Genomic DNA, 15767 nt, shown 5'->3' on the forward strand with positions numbered 1-15767 from the left:
TGTATAGGCTTACTGGAAGCTTAGAATAGAAGTCATATGGCCTGTAAATAACCACAGGGGTATTTAATTGGTTGAGTGGATGATAGAGAAGTAAGAATTTTATGAAACACAATGAGATGATAAAAACTGTATCGTCAGATGCAGGGCGAACTCTATCTACACTTTACAATTTATGGCCTTATATGTGGCCCAAAGATCGGCACGATCTAAAAATGCGTGTACTATGGGCAATATTTTATCTTGTTTTAGCCAAGCTGATTCTCATTTCTGTACCATATTTCTTTAAATATGTTACGAATGCGCTTGATGTGAATGTTGAGCTACCCACATGGCTTCCATCCAATTTAGTTGTTCCTATTATGCTAGTTTTAGCCTATAACACCGCACGTATTGTTCAAGCTGGATTAAATCAGTTGCGTGATTCCCTTTTTGCAACTGTTGGGCAGCATGCTATTCGCCAATTAGCCTATAAGACTTTTGTACATATTCACGAATTATCTTTGCGATTTCATTTGGAAAGACGAACTGGTGGACTTTCTCGTGTGATTGAACGTGGCACAAAAGGAATTGAAGCTATCGTCAGATTTTCAATTCTGAACACAATACCAACGATTTTAGAATTTTTTTTGACAGCATTTGTATTTTACATCAACTATGGATGGTATTATTTATTTATAGTTATAATAATAGTTGGTTTATATACTTGGTTTACAATCAAAGCGAGCGATTGGCGCATTCGTATTCGGCAAAAAATGAATACAGCAGATACTGAAGCTAATACACATGCTGTTGATTCTCTTTTGAATTTTGAAACGGTTAAATATTTTTCTAATGAAATTCTGGAAGCGCGTCGGTTTGATTCTTCTATGGCAAGTTATGAAAATGCCGCAACGAAAATTTGGACATCATTAAGCTGGCTTAATTTTGGTCAGGCTCTTATTTTTGGTATTGGAATGACTATTCTAATGTTGATGTCAGCGTACGAAGTTTTTCATAAGACCCAAACTTTGGGGGATTTCGTGTTTATTAATGCACTTTTAATACAGCTTTCTATTCCGCTAAATTTTATTGGTTCAATTTATCGTGACATTCGACAAGGATTAACCGATATTGAAGCCATGTTTGATCTTTTAGATGTTCAGCAAGAAGTCGTTGATAAATCAGACGCCAAATCATTGGTGGTAGGAAGTGGTACTATTCGGTTTAATCAGGTAAATTTTTCCTATGATTCAACTCGACAGATTCTCAAAGAAGTTGATTTTGAGATTCCTGGCGGCAAAACAGTTGCAATCGTCGGTCCATCAGGTGCTGGTAAATCGACTATTTCTCGATTACTTTTTCGATTTTACGATGTTGATTCAGGATCTATTACGATTGACGGACAAGATATCCGTGATGTAACGCAAAAAAGTTTGCGTGAAGCTATTGGCATGGTACCGCAGGATACGGTGTTATTTAACGATACGATTGCTTATAACATTTGCTACGGGCGTCCAAGTGCTACGGATGAAGAAATACACAAAGCTGCTGAAATGGCACAGATCTTAAAATTTATTGAGATGCTTCCGGAAGGTTTTCAATCTATGGTAGGTGAGCGTGGTCTCAAGTTGTCAGGTGGTGAAAAACAACGTATAGCTATTGCGCGTACACTGTTGAAAGCTCCGCCACTTCTTATTCTGGATGAAGCAACAGCCGCTCTTGATACGGCAACAGAGCAAGAAATTCAACAAGCATTGGATATTGTAAGCCGTGGACGCACAACATTGATAATTGCTCATCGTCTTTCTACTGTTATAAATGCTGATGAAATTTTGGTTCTCAAAAATGGACGTATTATTGAAAATGGGACGCATGCAGAGCTTTTATACAAGAAAGGTCTTTATGCTTCAATGTGGAATAAGCAGCTTGAAGCATCAAAAGCGGAAGAAAAGTTACGTAAAATACGTGAAGAAGATGAGTTGGGTGTTGTTAATCGTAAAAAATGAGCTGCACAAATGTGGTATGTATCTATATAAAGTGATTAATTAAGTGACGTAAACGGACACGAAGAACGAAGAAATTTATTACTGGTTTAAGTTATACTATGAATAGGAAATTATATGAGTATTTTACAATCTGTCCATAATAGCTTTGTACCAATTCATAAAGAGGGTTACCCTTTTATTGTAGTATTTTTTATTATTTCACTCATTTTGGGTTGGGTATGGAGTCCATTATTTTGGTGTGGTCTTATTCTCACTGTATGGTGTATATACTTTTTTCGTGATCCAGATCGTGTAATTCCTTTGAATTCAGATTGGATTATGTCGCCTGCTGACGGGCGTATCTCATTCGTTGAACCGTGTATTCCTCCTGAAGAATTAGGATTAGGTAAAGAAGAAATGATCCGTATTTCTGTGTTTATGGATATTTTTTCATGCCATATCAATCGTATTCCTATAAGTGGTACAATAGAGTCTATTATTTATCGCCCAGGTCAGTTTGTTAATGCTGAGCTTGATAAAGCTAGCCAGTTTAATGAGCGTAATAGTATCGTAATTGACAGCAAACATGGTAAAATTGGTATGGTACAAATAGCCGGTATGGTTGCTCGCCGGATTGTTTGTTGGTCAAAAGAAAATGATTCCGTTATTACCGGAGAACGATTTGGGTTGATTCGGTTTGGTTCTCGTCTTGATATTTATATACCAACTGCAGTGAAATTACGTGTTGCAGTTGGCCAGAGAGCAATTGCAGGAGAAACAGTTTTAGGTTCTTTTAATGATAAGAGTGCTACAACTGACTTCAGATTTGATTAGGACGGCCCATGAAAAATTTTTCGTTATTTTCGTCATTTAATCCTGAAGGACAGCATGATGATGCTGGAAATCGGTGGCGTTCACCCACGCCTATGCGATATGTTATTCCCAATATCATAACGGTTTTAGCAATTTGCGCAGGAATGAGTAGTATTCGTTTGGCTTTTGAGCATCGCTATGAGGCTGCTATTTTAATGGTACTTTTGGCAGCAATCTTAGATGGAGCTGATGGTCGTATCGCTCGTTTAATGGATGGGAGTTCATCTTTTGGAGCACAGATGGATTCTCTTGCTGATGTGGTTAATTTTGGTGTTGCACCTGCGCTTATTGTTTATTCCTTTGTTTTGAATCAAGCTCACCAAGTTGGTTGGGTTGCGGCACTTGTCTATTGTGTTGCTTGTTGTTTGCGATTAGCACGTTTTAATGTGATGTTGGATAATGCTGATATACCAAAATGGAAAAAAAATTATTTTGTTGGTGTGCCCGCTCCAGCAGGAGCATTATTGCTTTTATTGCCTATGTATTTAGGAGCTCTTGGTTTAATACCAAGTTGGAGTTGGGCGTTATTTTTTAGCCTTTATACTGTAATTATTGCTTTTCTTTTGGTTAGTCGTTTACCGGTATGGAATGCAAAAACGATTGATCAAAATTTGAGGCGTGATATCGTTGTACCGTGCATGTTGGGTGTTGTTATTTATGTAGGTTTTCTCGCCACTTACACATGGTACACTTTATTGATCACAGCTGTTTGCTATATAATTTTTCTCCCCTGTAGTTTTATGGCTTATAATAAACGAGTTGCTTTGGAAGAAAAAAAGATCAATTCTGAAGCTGTTCAAGAATCATAGAGATTTATATTTTGTTTCTTTGGAAGAAAAGTAGAAGTAGAAAGAAATTTAATTCTACCTCTTCTATGTTTATGATTAATTAGGTACATGATAATCCATAAACCGATTTTTACGGACATTAAAGAGTTTTCCTGTTTCTTTTAAATCAGGAGAGAATAGATGTACTATCTTTGCTGCTACTTGTTGTGGTAAAGGAAGAGTTTGAGGATCTTCATTAGGCATGGCTTGTGCACGCATGGCAGTGCGTGTTGCACCAGGGTCAACACAATTAATTTTGATAGAGGTTTGCTTTAGTTCTTCTGCCCAACAACGGGCAATAATTTCTAAAGCAGCTTTAGAGGCTGCATAAGGTCCCCAGAAAGCTCGTGCAACATGAGCAACGCTTGAGGATAAAAAAATCGCCCGTCCAGCATCAGATTTACGCAGTAAAGGTTCAACGATTTTCATTAAGCGCCATTGGCTTATGAGATTTATTTGAAAAATATCTTCAAAAACTGTGTTTTCGATATGAGCTATTGGTGAAAGTGTTCCAAGAATTCCTGCATTTGCAACCATAATATCGAGTTTTTCCCAGCGTTTGGCAATAGCAATACCAAGGGCATTAATATTTTCCATATGCTGTAAGTCGAGTGGAACTAGGGTTGCATGAGCACCTTTTTTTCGAATTTGATTATCAAGTTCAGTGAGTCCATTGGTTGTTCGTGCAATAGCGATAATGTGAGCGCCGCGTGCTGCAAGCTCTAACGCTAAATGATAGCCAATTCCTCTTGAAGCACCGGTAACGAGTGCAACGCGACCAAAGAGATTAAAATCAATTTTTTTCATCCTTAATCTCTTGTTTTAAGGACAGATGATTGATGAATTTTAGGAATATTTTTTTGATCAATCAGTTGTGTAGGATAATGTCCGGTAAAATAATGGTCAGTGAATTGGGGATCAGCGTTATTGCGTTTTTCTCCTGCTACAGCGAGATAGAGCCCATCCGTTGAAAGAAATTCTAATGAATCAGCTCCCACAAAATTGCACATAGATTTTAAGTCTGGATATTGATTAGCTAGTAGGCTTTCAACAGTAGGTGTATCAATACCATAAAAATCAGGATAAAAAATCATAGGGCTAGAAATGCGCATATGGACTTCTTTTGCTCCTGCATCTCGGAGCATCCGTACGATTTTAACGGATGTTGTTCCACGTACAATCGAGTCATCGATCAAAATAACGCGTTTTCCTTTGATGACAGAACGATTCGCAGAATGCTTTAATTTTACTCCAAAAGCACGAATTTGTTGTGTTGGTTCGATAAAAGTGCGACCAACATAGTGATTACGAATAATACCAAGCTCAAAGGGAATTCCAATTTCTTGTGCATAGCCAATTGCAGCGGGTGTTCCACCATCAGGAACGGGAACCACAACATCACCTTCACAGGGAGCTTCCTGCGCTAAACGAATCCCCATGTTTTTACGTACCGTATAAATACTACGTCCTCCAACGATTGAATCAGGACGCGCAAAATAGACATATTCAAAAAGACAAAGTTTTTCTGGTTTTCCATTCACTGGTTTTATAATTTTTTTAGTAATTTCTCCGTTTTTTTGTATTTCACATATAATAATTTCTCCATTTTTAACGTCGCGGACATATTTTGCTCCAATAATATCAAGTGCACAGGTTTCGGAACAAAAAATTGGTTTACCATCAAGTTCACCCATCACGAGAGGTCTAATACCTGTTGGGTCGCGTGCAGCAATAAGTTTGGTGCGTGTGAGTGCCAACATAGCATATCCACCTTCCACTTGTCGAACAGCATCAACAAAACGATCAGATGACGATTCATAACGTGAACGAGCAATAAGATGAAGAAAAACTTCTGAATCTGATGTCGATTGACAAATAGCACCTGAGGCAATAAGTTCGCGGCGTAATGTAAGACCATTGGTAAGATTACCATTATGAGCAATAGCAATACCTCCAGCTTTTAATTCAGCAAAAAGAGGCTGAACGTTACGTAATGCTATTTCTCCAGTTGTTGAATAACGTGTATGTCCGATAGCACGATTTCCTGGTAAACGAGCAAGTGTTGCGGGGGATGTATAGTGATCACCGACAAGACCTAGATGCTTTTCTTGATGAAACATTTTATTATGATAAGAAACAATCCCAGCTGCTTCTTGCCCGCGATGTTGAAGTGCGTGGAGCCCAAGAGCTGTTAATGTTGCTGCATCCTCATGTCCAAGAATACCAAAAACTCCACATTCTTCATGCAGGGTATCATCATTCAATAAAAAATCCTGACAGGAAATGTCGTTTTTTGTCATCATATTCTTTCAGTTGTGATATGAAGGGTAATTATATCATACTTACACGTTATTGGGAATTTTTTGCTCATGACGAACTATTTCCTATTTTACTGAATTACCTTTTCATGAGAGTGCTTATCCTGTGTATGAGCATCATCTTTTTTAAAGATTTTTTCTGCTTTTTCGAGAACAGTATCAAGATTTTTGGGGACGCTCTCCCAAATTTTTTGTCCCAATGAATCTAAGATGGGTTTTGTTGTTGCATTTTTTAACCAGTTTGCTTGGTTCTCAGGTCTAATAAGCGCATTAATAAGCAACACGCCAATAACCATGATGAATAAACCGCGAAGTGCTCCAAAAACAAAACCGATACTACGATCAAGGATGCCAATTCGACTATCAATAATAAAATCAGAGATTTTCATTGTAATGATTGAAGTAATAATGAGAACAATAATAAAAATCGTGACTAACGTTGTAATCAATGCAATCATTTTATTAGAGAGATATTGCTCAAAAAAGGGCAATACAGGTTTGAATAAAAACAGCGTAGCGCCAGCTGCGATTACCCAGGAAGCCAACGACAGCACTTCACGTGAAAATCCTCGGAGCATAGCGAGAAAAGCAGACAATAGAATGATTGCCACGACAATTCCATCAAGGACTGTTATGATCATTTGTTTTTTCCTTATACATAAAGTTGTGTTTTTTGAAGTTAGTATACAAATGCACTTCTTGTTATGCCATTTTTTATTCTTATAGCAAGGGTCTTTTGTATTTTGTAGAATTTTTTCTATATTATTATACGTATGGAACAGAACGTTTTTTACCTGCGGTAAGAGTGGCAACAAGCTCAGGAAGGTCAGAGAATGTTTTTTGTTGAAAATTGAGCAATTTCATTATTTCAGTTGTTCTAGTTGGTTGGACAGCCCCTTGAAAACCAAGCTTTTTTGCTTCATTGATACGTTGTGCTGAATGTGCGACAGGACGGATAGCTCCTGAAAGGCTGATTTCACCAAAATATACATAATCCGTTGGGAGAGGAATGTTTTCATGAGAGGATACCAAAGCTGCTGCAACGGCTAAATCAGCGGCGGGTTCTGATATGCGATATCCGCCTGCAACGTTAAGATAAACATCGTGTTGTCCGAAGAGCATACCGCAATGAGCTTCTAAAACAGCAAGTATCATGGAAAGACGATTTCCATCCCATCCCACAACAGCTCGCCGTGGTGTTCCAAATGAAGAGGGAGCAACCAGTGCTTGAATTTCTACTAATATCGGGCGTGTTCCTTCCATTCCTGCAAAAACAGTAGATCCAGGTGCGTTTTCATTTCGTTCACCTAAAAATAGTTCAGATGGATTAATTACTTCTCGTAATCCTTTATCAGACATTTCAAAAACACCAATTTCATTAGTTGCTCCGAAGCGATTTTTTACAGTTCTAAGAATTCGATAATGATGTCCTCCTTCACCTTCAAAATAGAGAACACCATCAACCATATGTTCGACAACTCGAGGACCGGCAATTTGTCCATCTTTTGTCATATGACCAACCAGGATAACAGCTGCTCCTGTTTTTTTTGCAAAGCGGATCATTGCTTGAGCACCGATGCGCACTTGTGTAACAGTACCGGGCGCTGAATCAGCTGAGTCTGACCATAAAGTTTGAATGGAATCAACAATAACCATATCAAGGTTCTTATGTTTGCTTAAGGTTGCAAGGATATCTTCAACATTAGTTTCAGCAGCAAGTTTAACCTCTGTATCAGCAGCCCCAAGCCTTTGTGCACGTAAACAAATTTGTGTAATAGCTTCTTCACCTGAAACATAGACAACGTTATATCCTTTTCGTGATAAAGCAGCTGCTGTTTGAGTCAACAATGTTGATTTTCCAATACCTGGATCTCCACCAACAAGTAATGCAGATCCACGGACAAAGCCTCCGCCAGTAACACGATCAAGTTCAGTAATGCCAGAATGGATACGTGGCGCATCTTGAAGATCTCCAGAAAGAGACATTAATGCGACAATACGTCCTTTACGAATATTTTGCGTAGGGCCACTTCCAATACCACTATTCAAATTTTCTTCAATAAGGGAATTCCATTCGCTACAAGAACTACATTTTCCAGCCCAACGCGAATGGATTGTACCACAATTTTGGCAAATAAACTGAATACGGTTGCGAGCCATTATTATTTAACCGATTTGTTCTGGAAGATAATCACTATCTGCCAGATCACTAAAGCGTGTAAAATCAGACTGAAACGCAAGATGGACGGTTCCTGTTGGTCCATGGCGTTGTTTTGCAATAATAACGTCGGCTTTTCCAAAAGCTTTATCCATCGCATTTTGCCATCTTTCATATTCAAGAGTACCTATTTTGGGTTCTTCATTTTTGAGATAATATTCTTCACGGTACACAAAAAGAACAATGTCTGCATCTTGCTCAATCGAACCAGATTCTCGCAAATCTGAAAGTTGTGGACGTTTATCTGTCCGATTTTCGACTTGGCGCGAAAGTTGCGAAAGAGCGATAATGGGAATATTCAATTCTTTCGCTAATGCTTTTAATCCTGTGGTAATTTCTGTAATTTCTTGAACACGATTTTCAGATGAACGTTTTGAATGGCTTGTCATTAACTGGATGTAGTCAATAATCAAGACATGCAAACCATGTTGCCGCTTGAGACGTCTTGCGCGGGCTGCCAATTGCGTGATTGATATACCGCCAGTTTGATCGATATAAAGCGGTGCTTTTTGTAAGCGATTCATAGCACGAATGATTTTGGAAAATTGCTCTTCTGAGATATTCCCCCGTCGAATATCAGAAGAAGAGACCTCTGTTTGTTCAGAAATAATACGGGTTGCAAGTTGTTCTGATGACATTTCAAGGGAGAAGAAACCAACAATGCCTCCTTCATTTTCTTGTGTTTTAGCATTATAATTGCAAGCATTAGCAATTTTAAAGGCAATATTGGTTGCAAGTGAAGTTTTCCCCATACCAGGGCGTCCAGCGAGGATAATTAAGTCAGATTTTTGTAATCCTCCCATTTTTTCATCAAGTGTTTTAATATGAGTAGCTATTCCTGATAAGCGTGATGAACGCTTTTTGGCAGCACTTGCCATGTCAACAGCTTTTTTGACAGCCTCATTAAAATTTTCAAAACCTCCACCATATTTGCCTTTTTCAGCTAGTTCAAACAGATGTTGTTCAACCATTTCAATTTGTTTGGCTGGCGTAAACTCTAGTGGAGCCTCAAAGGCTGTATTGACAACTTGAGTTCCAAGATTAATTAGGGAACGTCGGATAAAAAGATCATAAATGACCCGTCCATAATCCTCAGTATTAATGATTGTTATCGCTTCTTTAGCTAAACGAACAACGTAAGTGTATACAGTGATATCACTAATTTTTTCGTCGGCTGGAATAAAGGGCTTAATGGTAACCGGATCTGCAACTTTTCCTTTTTCGATAAGGTGAGATAAAACATCGTAAATTTTTTGATGTAGTGGTTCAAAAAAATGTTCTGGTTTAAGAAAATCTGAGACGCGGTCGTGAGCATCATTGTTAATGAGAAGTGCACCGAGCAATGCTTGTTCAGCTTCAATATTGTGCGGTAGTTGTTGAAAAGAAGAAGGATCTTCTTTTTGTGAAGAACTGAAATTGACAATGCATGTTTCTTCCATAACAGTTTTTTCCACTAAATTCACTTTAGCTATTTTAGATAATCGATTGAACACTGTATATTAAAAAGTTAGGAGGCAAAACCACCCTTTTCAGTTAAAAACATATTTTCAATTTTTGAGACTCTTTTCAATTGCTGGTTCATCATTATTTGTATGCAACCCATTCCTTTACATTTTATTTTATAAATGGAAATTTTAGAAAATATATAAATTTTCCAAATTGCACTTTTTATGTTCGGGATTATTTCAGCTAAATTGAGGATATAATCAATTTACCAATTTTAATAGATACTACTTGTTTTACAGAATAAAGACTTAAGAAATTTTTTAGCAGAACAACATGAGGGAAGTATTTTCGCTTATTATATCTATAGTTTCTAGAATATAACATTTTTATACAATATACGAGATACAGCTTTTTGATGATAAAACACTCAACTTTTTAAGCTGAGTGTTTTTGTAAATGTTTCACTTTATTAAACGATGAAAAAATAAAAAATGCAAGATAAGTAATAAAAATAGTAATTAAGCCTCTTTATTAATTGCCATTTGTATCGTTTTCATTATTTTCTTTTGCTAATAACTCTTCCTGTTTGTCTTCTAATAACTCCTCTTGAATATCATATATTGCTTCAGTAGAGGTTAAATTTTCACCTTCTGCTTGGCGTTGTGCTTCACTAGCCGAACGTGCAATATTAATGATCACAGAAATTTGAACTTCAGGGTGTAGGCTAAGAGTGATATTATGAAGGCCGATAGTTTTTATTGGATGGTTAAGTTCGACCTGATTTCTACTAATGGAAAAACCCTCATCTGTAATAATTTGAGAAATATCACGTGTTGATACAGATCCGTAAAGTTGCCCTGTTTCACCAGCTGAACGGATGGCAACAAATGATTTACTATCAAGTTTTTCAGCAACTTTCTGTGCTTCGCTTTTGCGTTCAAGATTATACGCTTCAAGTTGTGCACGTTGTGTTTCAAAATGTTTTTTATTAGCTTCATTCGCGCGTAAAGCTTTACCTTGAGGCAAGAGAAAATTACGTGCATAACCATCTTTAACTGAGACAATATCGCCCATCTGACCAAGACGAGGAATACGCTCAAGTAGGATAATATCCATAGTTTTTCCTTTCGAACAAATAAATTTAATGAAGTTTTTTGCGTGATTGAAAGTTGTATTGAATAGCTGCCCAAATACCCATTAAAAGCATCATGAAAGAAATAGGTGGAGCAAAAACGACGGTTAAAATAGCAATATAAACAAGAGAAAGTATAATAATCCGACCGTTGATTCCTTTCGTAATATTATGGAGATATGCTAGACCACTGATTGATATGATAACAGTATATGCAGTACTAAAGACACGCGTGCTCAAATTAACAGTAGTACTGAATTCAACCATTGATGCTATGCAAACAACAATGAAAATAAAAATTCCAGAGATTGGAAGGCGAAGAGTTTGGCTCCAATCATCCCGGGGCCTTTTCAGCCATTTCATATGTTGTGCTGTTATCATCGAAAAATAAAGATTACCCATGAGAAAAATCAAACTATAAATAGTCAAAGCAATAGCAGTCAAAGTTGCTGCATGGGTCATTAAAAGCTCAGTAAACGTGCGTATATCAGTTTCCTTTATTGACTGCGATTGTTGCATAGCTTGTGCTATGTTATCAGTGATTTTTTTCGCAATGAGAGGTGTGGATGGACGGGTTTGAACATAGAGACCGATGAAGGTTGCTATGAGAGCGATAAAATTGGTTAAATGAAAAATAACCGATGATAATGGATACCATGTCAGTGTGTTTTCCTGTTGCGTTGGTTGCGCAAGCCCAAGGAGCCAAGAAGCATAGACCGCCGGAAGGAAAAATAATAACGTAAAACCAAGAGCAATATAAATATTAGTGGTAATTACAAGAACAACAGGGGCAATTATTAAGGCAACGAGGCTAGCTAATGTTCCTTGACCAAATGCAACAATAAAAATTGGGAATGAAAGAAAGCAACCAAGAAGAAGAGAAAAATAAGGTGCAATATTCGCAACGCTGATAATTGCCATTCCTATGACAACAGTAAATAACCCCGCTAAAATACCAGTCATTATTTTATAAACATGAAAGTTTTTCATTTATCGCTGTCCTGCCTTCCGCAGTTAGAGGGATCCAACACCTCAACTTTTAATATATTATACATCTTAATATAGTCTACAATTAACTATATCACGCAATTACACAAGGAAAAGCAACTGGGGAGAGATTCCCCAGCTGCTTAGTTACTGATAGTTTATCTTATAACGTATGGAAGCAAGCCTAGAAAACGAGCCCGTTTAATGGCATTAGCCAATTCACGCTGCTTTTTTTGACTAACGGCTGTGATTCGAGAGGGAACGATTTTACCACGCTCTGAAATATAACGCTGCAATAATTTGACATCTTTATAATCAATTTTAGGAGCATTGGCACCTGAAAACGGACATGTTTTACGACGGCGGTGAAAAGGACGACGTGCTGCAGTTTGATTGATATCAGTCATCATTCTACTCCTTCTATGGCAACTTCACGTTGACGCCGTGGAGAACGAGAACGCTCTTCATCTTGATCAATATGATCATTACGATCAAGGCGTGAAAGCACAACAGATTTCCCTTTTTCGTGTTTTTCTACGCGAATAGTCATGTAACGCAAAATATCCTCATTGATGCGCATTTGACGTTCAACTTCAAAAATTGCTGCGGCTGGCGCATCGATATTAATCAGTATATAATAAGCCTTACGGTTTTTGCGAATACGATACGCAAGGGGACGAAGACCCCAATTTTCTATACGCCCAACTTTTCCACCATGCGCTTCAATGACACCTTTGTAAACATTCAAAAGTTCATCAATTTGCTGCGGAGCCATATCCTGTCGGGCAAGAAACATGTGTTCATAAAGAGCCATTGTTTTGCCTTTCTTCAATTAAACTTTACCGATTTTAGCGCAAAGCCCCTGCGACTTGTCTTTTTTGGAAAACCAAAGAAGAAAGGACGCGTTTACAATTCGAGACATCCGAGAGTGGAGACACAGGAGGTCGAAAACATTATGTTCTCTACTAATTATTTTTCAGTCCTCCGTTCAATCTCCAGCTAAATTACCGGTAACGAACGTTTGACATTTACAGCTTATCTTTAGAAATAGCAAGTTTGTGCGCATAAAAAATGTAATTTTAAATATTATCTTTTTATTATGTTTCATTTTTTTACAAAGAGATAATATTGTAAAGCTATAAGATGAAGGAGAGAAAAATGATTTTTTTAAACCAGATTGATGCTGCGCTTTTTGAAATGTTTGCTGGCAATCATCAATCATGGTCGCTTTTGGTTTTGTTTAGTATTTTTTGCGCAAAGTTTTTGATTTATATCGTTCCTATACATCTTTTTGTGCTATGGTTCTCTGGTGGAGAGATGGAACGACGCGTAGTGCTGAGCATTTGCGTAGCAATTTGTGCGGCTCTTTTTATAGGTTATCTCATTTCTCTTATTTATTTTCATCCACGCCCGTTTGTTATGGGGTTAGCAACACCGTTAATTAAACATCATGCGACAGCTTCTTTTCCTAGTAATCATGCCTTAACTATTGCATCTTATATGGCGAGTCTTTATTTTTACCGATACAAAATTGCTTTTAAGTTTGCAGCATTATTTGTATGCTTGATCTGTTGGGGGCGCATCTTTGTTGGTGTACATTATCCCTTTGATGTTTTAGCGGGTACAATTTTAGGAAGTCTGATAAGTTGGGGCGTTATTCAGTTTTTAGCACCGTATTTCCCTAAGTTTTTATATCAAATTCCGCCCTTAAAATATAACCTTAAGCGAGATACCCGTTCTAAATAAGTTACTTTATCTTGATTTATGCTTATGAATAAGATCAAAAGAAAGCAATTTAATTGCACAATTCTAGGAGTCGATTGATGGTGGCAGCTTTTACTTTTCCAGGGCAAGGAAGTCAGATTGTTGGTATGGGCAAAGTACTTACAGAGCAATTTGTTGCGGCGCGGATGGTTTTTGAGGAAGTAGATGATGCTTTAGATGAGAAATTATCAGATATCATCTTTGAAGGGCCAGTAGATGTTTTAATGTTAACAGAAAATGCGCAACCAGCATTGATGGCCGTATCCATAGCTATTATTCGTGTAATGGAACAGTTAGGCTTTAATATGGAAACAAAGGTAAAATTTGTTGCAGGTCATTCTTTAGGTGAATATTCGGCTCTTTGTGCTGCTGGTACATTTAGTCTTACTGATACTGCAAGGCTCTTAAGGATTCGTGGAAAGGCCATGCAGGCTGCTGTTGCTGTTGGTAAAGGCTCTATGGCAGCACTTATTGGTTTGGATGAGAAAGATGTGGAAAAAATTTGCAGAATTGTTTCTGGAGAAGGATTATGCCAAATTGCTAATGATAATGGTGGCGGGCAGATTGTAATTTCAGGTACAGCAAAAGCAGTTGAAGTAGCAGTAGAGATTGCATTGAAAAAAGGTGCTAAACGTGCACTTCTTCTTCCAGTTTCTGCACCCTTTCATTCCTCATTAATGCAACCTGCTGCCGATGCTATGAAGAATGCATTTTTGTCTGTTAATGCGGTGGCTCCTATTGTTCCTCTCGTTGCCAATGTTTCTGTTACACCAGAGAGTGATCCAGAGCGTATTGTTACGCTTCTTGTTCAACAAGTGACTAGGAGAGTGCGATGGCGTGAAACGATAGAGTGGATCGGAACCAATGGAGTTGATACGCTTTTTGAAGTTGGTTCTGGTAAAGTATTAACAGGTTTAGCACGCCGTATTAATAAGGATATAAAGGGATTATCAATTGGGACAGCTGAGGAAATAGAAGCAGCATTACGGGTACTCGGCGTTTAATCTATAAGGAGTCTGAAAAATGTTTAAATTAACAGGTCGTAAAGCTCTTGTGACGGGAGCATCTGGAGGAATTGGTGAGGCAATTGTGCGTTGCTTCCATGCGCAAGGAGCAATTGTTGGGCTCCATGGAACCCGTGAAGACAAGCTAAAGGAAGTAGCTGCAGATTTGGGACAAAATGTTTTTATATTTCCAGCTAATCTTTCTAAGCGTCAATCAATTAAGCAATTAGCTGAAGCAGCGGAAAAAGAAATGGGTGGTGTAGACATTCTAGTTAATAATGCTGGAATCACTCGAGATGGTCTCTTTGTACGTATGCAGGATCAAGACTGGGATGATGTTTTAGCTGTTAACCTAACAGCTGTTTCTACTTTAACACGTGCATTGACACATTCTATGATGCGGCGTCGCTATGGAAGGATTATTAATATAACATCTGTTGTTGGCGTTGTCGGAAATCCTGGACAAACGAATTATTGCGCTGCAAAAGCTGGTTTGATAGGCTTTTCTAAAGCATTGGCGCAAGAAATTGCTTCACGAAACATTACTGTCAATTGTATTGCTCCAGGATTCATTAAGTCTGCAATGACCGACAAACTTAACGAAAAGCAAAAAGAAACCATTATGACGGCGATTCCAATGAAGCGTATGGGAATAGGGGAAGAAATAGCTTTTGCTGCTGTTTATTTAGCAAGCGATGAAGCATCATATGTGACAGGTCAAACACTACACGTCAATGGGGGGATGGCAATGATCTGAGTATTTGCTTTATTCCACATTGATTTATAAGTCGTATTATTTTAGATAGTAACGAATGAAATGGAAAGATGCATCCATTTCTTTAATTTATGGGTTAGCCAATTTATATCGGAGAGTCAGATTATAGGAAATGTTCACGGAATGTTTTACTTTAGAAGTAATCCATCTATTGCTTGATTAGAGGACCCGATATAGCTAACAAAATTATAGGAAAATAATTAAATTCGAGGATTTCATTATGAGTGATACAGTAGAGCGCGTTAAAAAAATTATCGTGGAGCATCTTGGTGTTAATGCAGATAAGGTTGTAGAAAATGCAAGCTTTATCGATGATCTAGGAGCAGATAGCCTTGATACGGTTGAGCTTGTTATGGCTTTTGAAGAAGAATTTGGTATAGAAATTCCAGATGAAGCTGCTGAAACAATTTTTACAGTTGGTGATGCAGTAAAGTTTATCGATAAAGCTTCTGCCTAATA

16 protein-coding genes are annotated in these 15767 nt (G+C 37.7%); 7 read left to right on the forward strand and 9 right to left on the reverse strand.

Annotated elements, in window-relative coordinates; translation table 11 throughout:
• Window positions 1-101: 101 nt before the first annotated feature.
• The 3 genes from HWV54_RS06060 (at window position 102) to pssA (ending at window position 3646) form a co-directional block, all read left to right on the forward strand.
• Window positions 102-1985, forward strand: coding sequence for an ABCB family ABC transporter ATP-binding protein/permease (locus HWV54_RS06060; RefSeq protein WP_005865690.1), 1884 nt, complete (start codon window positions 102-104; stop codon window positions 1983-1985).
• 114 nt (window positions 1986-2099) lie between these two features.
• Entirely contained in the window at window positions 2100-2798 is a 699-nt protein-coding gene (locus tag HWV54_RS06065; RefSeq protein ID WP_005865688.1) for a phosphatidylserine decarboxylase, read from the forward strand.
• Between the two features lie 8 nt (window positions 2799-2806).
• Entirely contained in the window at window positions 2807-3646 is an 840-nt protein-coding gene (pssA, locus tag HWV54_RS06070; RefSeq protein WP_005865686.1) for a CDP-diacylglycerol--serine O-phosphatidyltransferase, read from the forward strand.
• A gap of 75 nt (window positions 3647-3721) precedes the next feature.
• Here pssA and HWV54_RS06075 read toward each other — a convergent pair whose 3' ends face one another.
• The 9 genes from HWV54_RS06075 to rpsF all read right to left on the reverse strand — a co-directional run bounded on the left by HWV54_RS06075 (window position 3722) and on the right by rpsF (window position 12579).
• Complete coding sequence (locus HWV54_RS06075; RefSeq protein WP_005865682.1) at window positions 3722-4471, reverse strand: SDR family NAD(P)-dependent oxidoreductase; 750 nt, start codon at window positions 4469-4471, stop codon at window positions 3722-3724.
• 2 nt (window positions 4472-4473) lie between these two features.
• Entirely contained in the window at window positions 4474-5967 is a 1494-nt protein-coding gene (gene purF, locus HWV54_RS06080) for an amidophosphoribosyltransferase (protein WP_005865680.1), read from the reverse strand.
• Between the two features lie 86 nt (window positions 5968-6053).
• Complete coding sequence (locus tag HWV54_RS06085; protein ID WP_005865678.1) at window positions 6054-6623, reverse strand: CvpA family protein; 570 nt, start codon at window positions 6621-6623, stop codon at window positions 6054-6056.
• A gap of 124 nt (window positions 6624-6747) precedes the next feature.
• A complete protein-coding gene (gene radA / locus HWV54_RS06090; protein ID WP_005865676.1) occupies window positions 6748-8142 on the reverse strand; it encodes a DNA repair protein RadA in 1395 nt (464 codons plus the stop codon).
• Between the two features lie 6 nt (window positions 8143-8148).
• The gene (locus tag HWV54_RS06095; RefSeq protein ID WP_005865674.1) at window positions 8149-9639 is read right to left on the reverse strand and encodes a replicative DNA helicase; all 1491 of its coding nucleotides are present in this window, start codon (window positions 9637-9639) and stop codon (window positions 8149-8151) included.
• 538 nt (window positions 9640-10177) lie between these two features.
• Window positions 10178-10762 carry a 50S ribosomal protein L9 gene (gene rplI, locus HWV54_RS06100; RefSeq protein ID WP_005865672.1) on the reverse strand — a complete coding sequence of 195 codons (585 nt, stop codon included), beginning with the start codon at window positions 10760-10762 and terminating at the stop codon, window positions 10178-10180.
• Window positions 10763-10787: 25 nt separating this feature from the next.
• Window positions 10788-11768 carry a hypothetical protein gene (locus tag HWV54_RS06105; protein ID WP_005865670.1) on the reverse strand — a complete coding sequence of 327 codons (981 nt, stop codon included), beginning with the start codon at window positions 11766-11768 and terminating at the stop codon, window positions 10788-10790.
• A 155-nt stretch (window positions 11769-11923) separates the two neighbouring features.
• Entirely contained in the window at window positions 11924-12172 is a 249-nt protein-coding gene (gene rpsR, locus HWV54_RS06110) for a 30S ribosomal protein S18 (RefSeq protein ID WP_005865668.1), read from the reverse strand.
• On the reverse strand, window positions 12172-12579 hold the full coding sequence (gene rpsF, locus HWV54_RS06115) for a 30S ribosomal protein S6 (protein WP_005865666.1): 408 nt from the start codon (window positions 12577-12579) through the stop codon (window positions 12172-12174). The genes rpsR and rpsF overlap by 1 nt, the downstream gene beginning before the upstream one ends.
• 344 nt (window positions 12580-12923) lie before the next feature.
• Between rpsF and HWV54_RS06120 the strand changes: the two genes are divergently transcribed.
• The 4 genes from HWV54_RS06120 (at window position 12924) to HWV54_RS06135 (ending at window position 15765) form a co-directional block, all read left to right on the forward strand.
• Window positions 12924-13511: an undecaprenyl-diphosphatase gene (locus HWV54_RS06120; RefSeq protein WP_005865664.1), complete on the forward strand. Its 588-nt coding sequence runs from the start codon at window positions 12924-12926 to the stop codon at window positions 13509-13511.
• Window positions 13512-13588: 77 nt separating this feature from the next.
• Window positions 13589-14533, forward strand: a complete 945-nt coding sequence (gene fabD, locus HWV54_RS06125; RefSeq protein WP_005865662.1) for an ACP S-malonyltransferase — start codon at window positions 13589-13591, stop codon at window positions 14531-14533.
• A 19-nt stretch (window positions 14534-14552) separates the two neighbouring features.
• A complete protein-coding gene (fabG, locus tag HWV54_RS06130; protein ID WP_005865660.1) occupies window positions 14553-15290 on the forward strand; it encodes a 3-oxoacyl-[acyl-carrier-protein] reductase in 738 nt (245 codons plus the stop codon).
• Between the two features lie 238 nt (window positions 15291-15528).
• Window positions 15529-15765, forward strand: a complete 237-nt coding sequence (locus HWV54_RS06135; protein WP_005865658.1) for an acyl carrier protein — start codon at window positions 15529-15531, stop codon at window positions 15763-15765.
• Window positions 15766-15767 lie beyond the last annotated feature (2 nt).

The sequence above is a fragment of the Bartonella alsatica genome, from assembly GCF_013388295.1.
Taxonomy (GTDB): domain Bacteria; phylum Pseudomonadota; class Alphaproteobacteria; order Rhizobiales; family Rhizobiaceae; genus Bartonella; species Bartonella alsatica.

Excerpts from the sequence above, each read along its gene's own strand:
- HWV54_RS06060 (WP_005865690.1), top strand. The coding sequence starts at position 102 with ATGAAACACAATGAGATGATAAAAACTGTATCGTCAGATGCAGGGCGA.
- HWV54_RS06065 (WP_005865688.1), top strand. The coding sequence starts at position 2,100 with ATGAGTATTTTACAATCTGTCCATAATAGCTTTGTACCAATTCATAAA.
- pssA (WP_005865686.1), top strand. The coding sequence starts at position 2,807 with ATGAAAAATTTTTCGTTATTTTCGTCATTTAATCCTGAAGGACAGCAT.
- HWV54_RS06075 (WP_005865682.1), bottom strand. The coding sequence starts at position 4,471 with ATGAAAAAAATTGATTTTAATCTCTTTGGTCGCGTTGCACTCGTTACC.
- purF (WP_005865680.1), bottom strand. The coding sequence starts at position 5,967 with ATGATGACAAAAAACGACATTTCCTGTCAGGATTTTTTATTGAATGAT.
- HWV54_RS06085 (WP_005865678.1), bottom strand. The coding sequence starts at position 6,623 with ATGATCATAACAGTCCTTGATGGAATTGTCGTGGCAATCATTCTATTG.
- radA (WP_005865676.1), bottom strand. The coding sequence starts at position 8,142 with ATGGCTCGCAACCGTATTCAGTTTATTTGCCAAAATTGTGGTACAATC.
- HWV54_RS06095 (WP_005865674.1), bottom strand. The coding sequence starts at position 9,639 with ATGGAAGAAACATGCATTGTCAATTTCAGTTCTTCACAAAAAGAAGAT.
- rplI (WP_005865672.1), bottom strand. The coding sequence starts at position 10,762 with ATGGATATTATCCTACTTGAGCGTATTCCTCGTCTTGGTCAGATGGGC.
- HWV54_RS06105 (WP_005865670.1), bottom strand. The coding sequence starts at position 11,768 with ATGAAAAACTTTCATGTTTATAAAATAATGACTGGTATTTTAGCGGGG.
- rpsR (WP_005865668.1), bottom strand. The coding sequence starts at position 12,172 with ATGACTGATATCAATCAAACTGCAGCACGTCGTCCTTTTCACCGCCGT.
- rpsF (WP_005865666.1), bottom strand. The coding sequence starts at position 12,579 with ATGGCTCTTTATGAACACATGTTTCTTGCCCGACAGGATATGGCTCCG.
- HWV54_RS06120 (WP_005865664.1), top strand. The coding sequence starts at position 12,924 with ATGATTTTTTTAAACCAGATTGATGCTGCGCTTTTTGAAATGTTTGCT.
- fabD (WP_005865662.1), top strand. The coding sequence starts at position 13,589 with ATGGTGGCAGCTTTTACTTTTCCAGGGCAAGGAAGTCAGATTGTTGGT.
- fabG (WP_005865660.1), top strand. The coding sequence starts at position 14,553 with ATGTTTAAATTAACAGGTCGTAAAGCTCTTGTGACGGGAGCATCTGGA.
- HWV54_RS06135 (WP_005865658.1), top strand. The coding sequence starts at position 15,529 with ATGAGTGATACAGTAGAGCGCGTTAAAAAAATTATCGTGGAGCATCTT.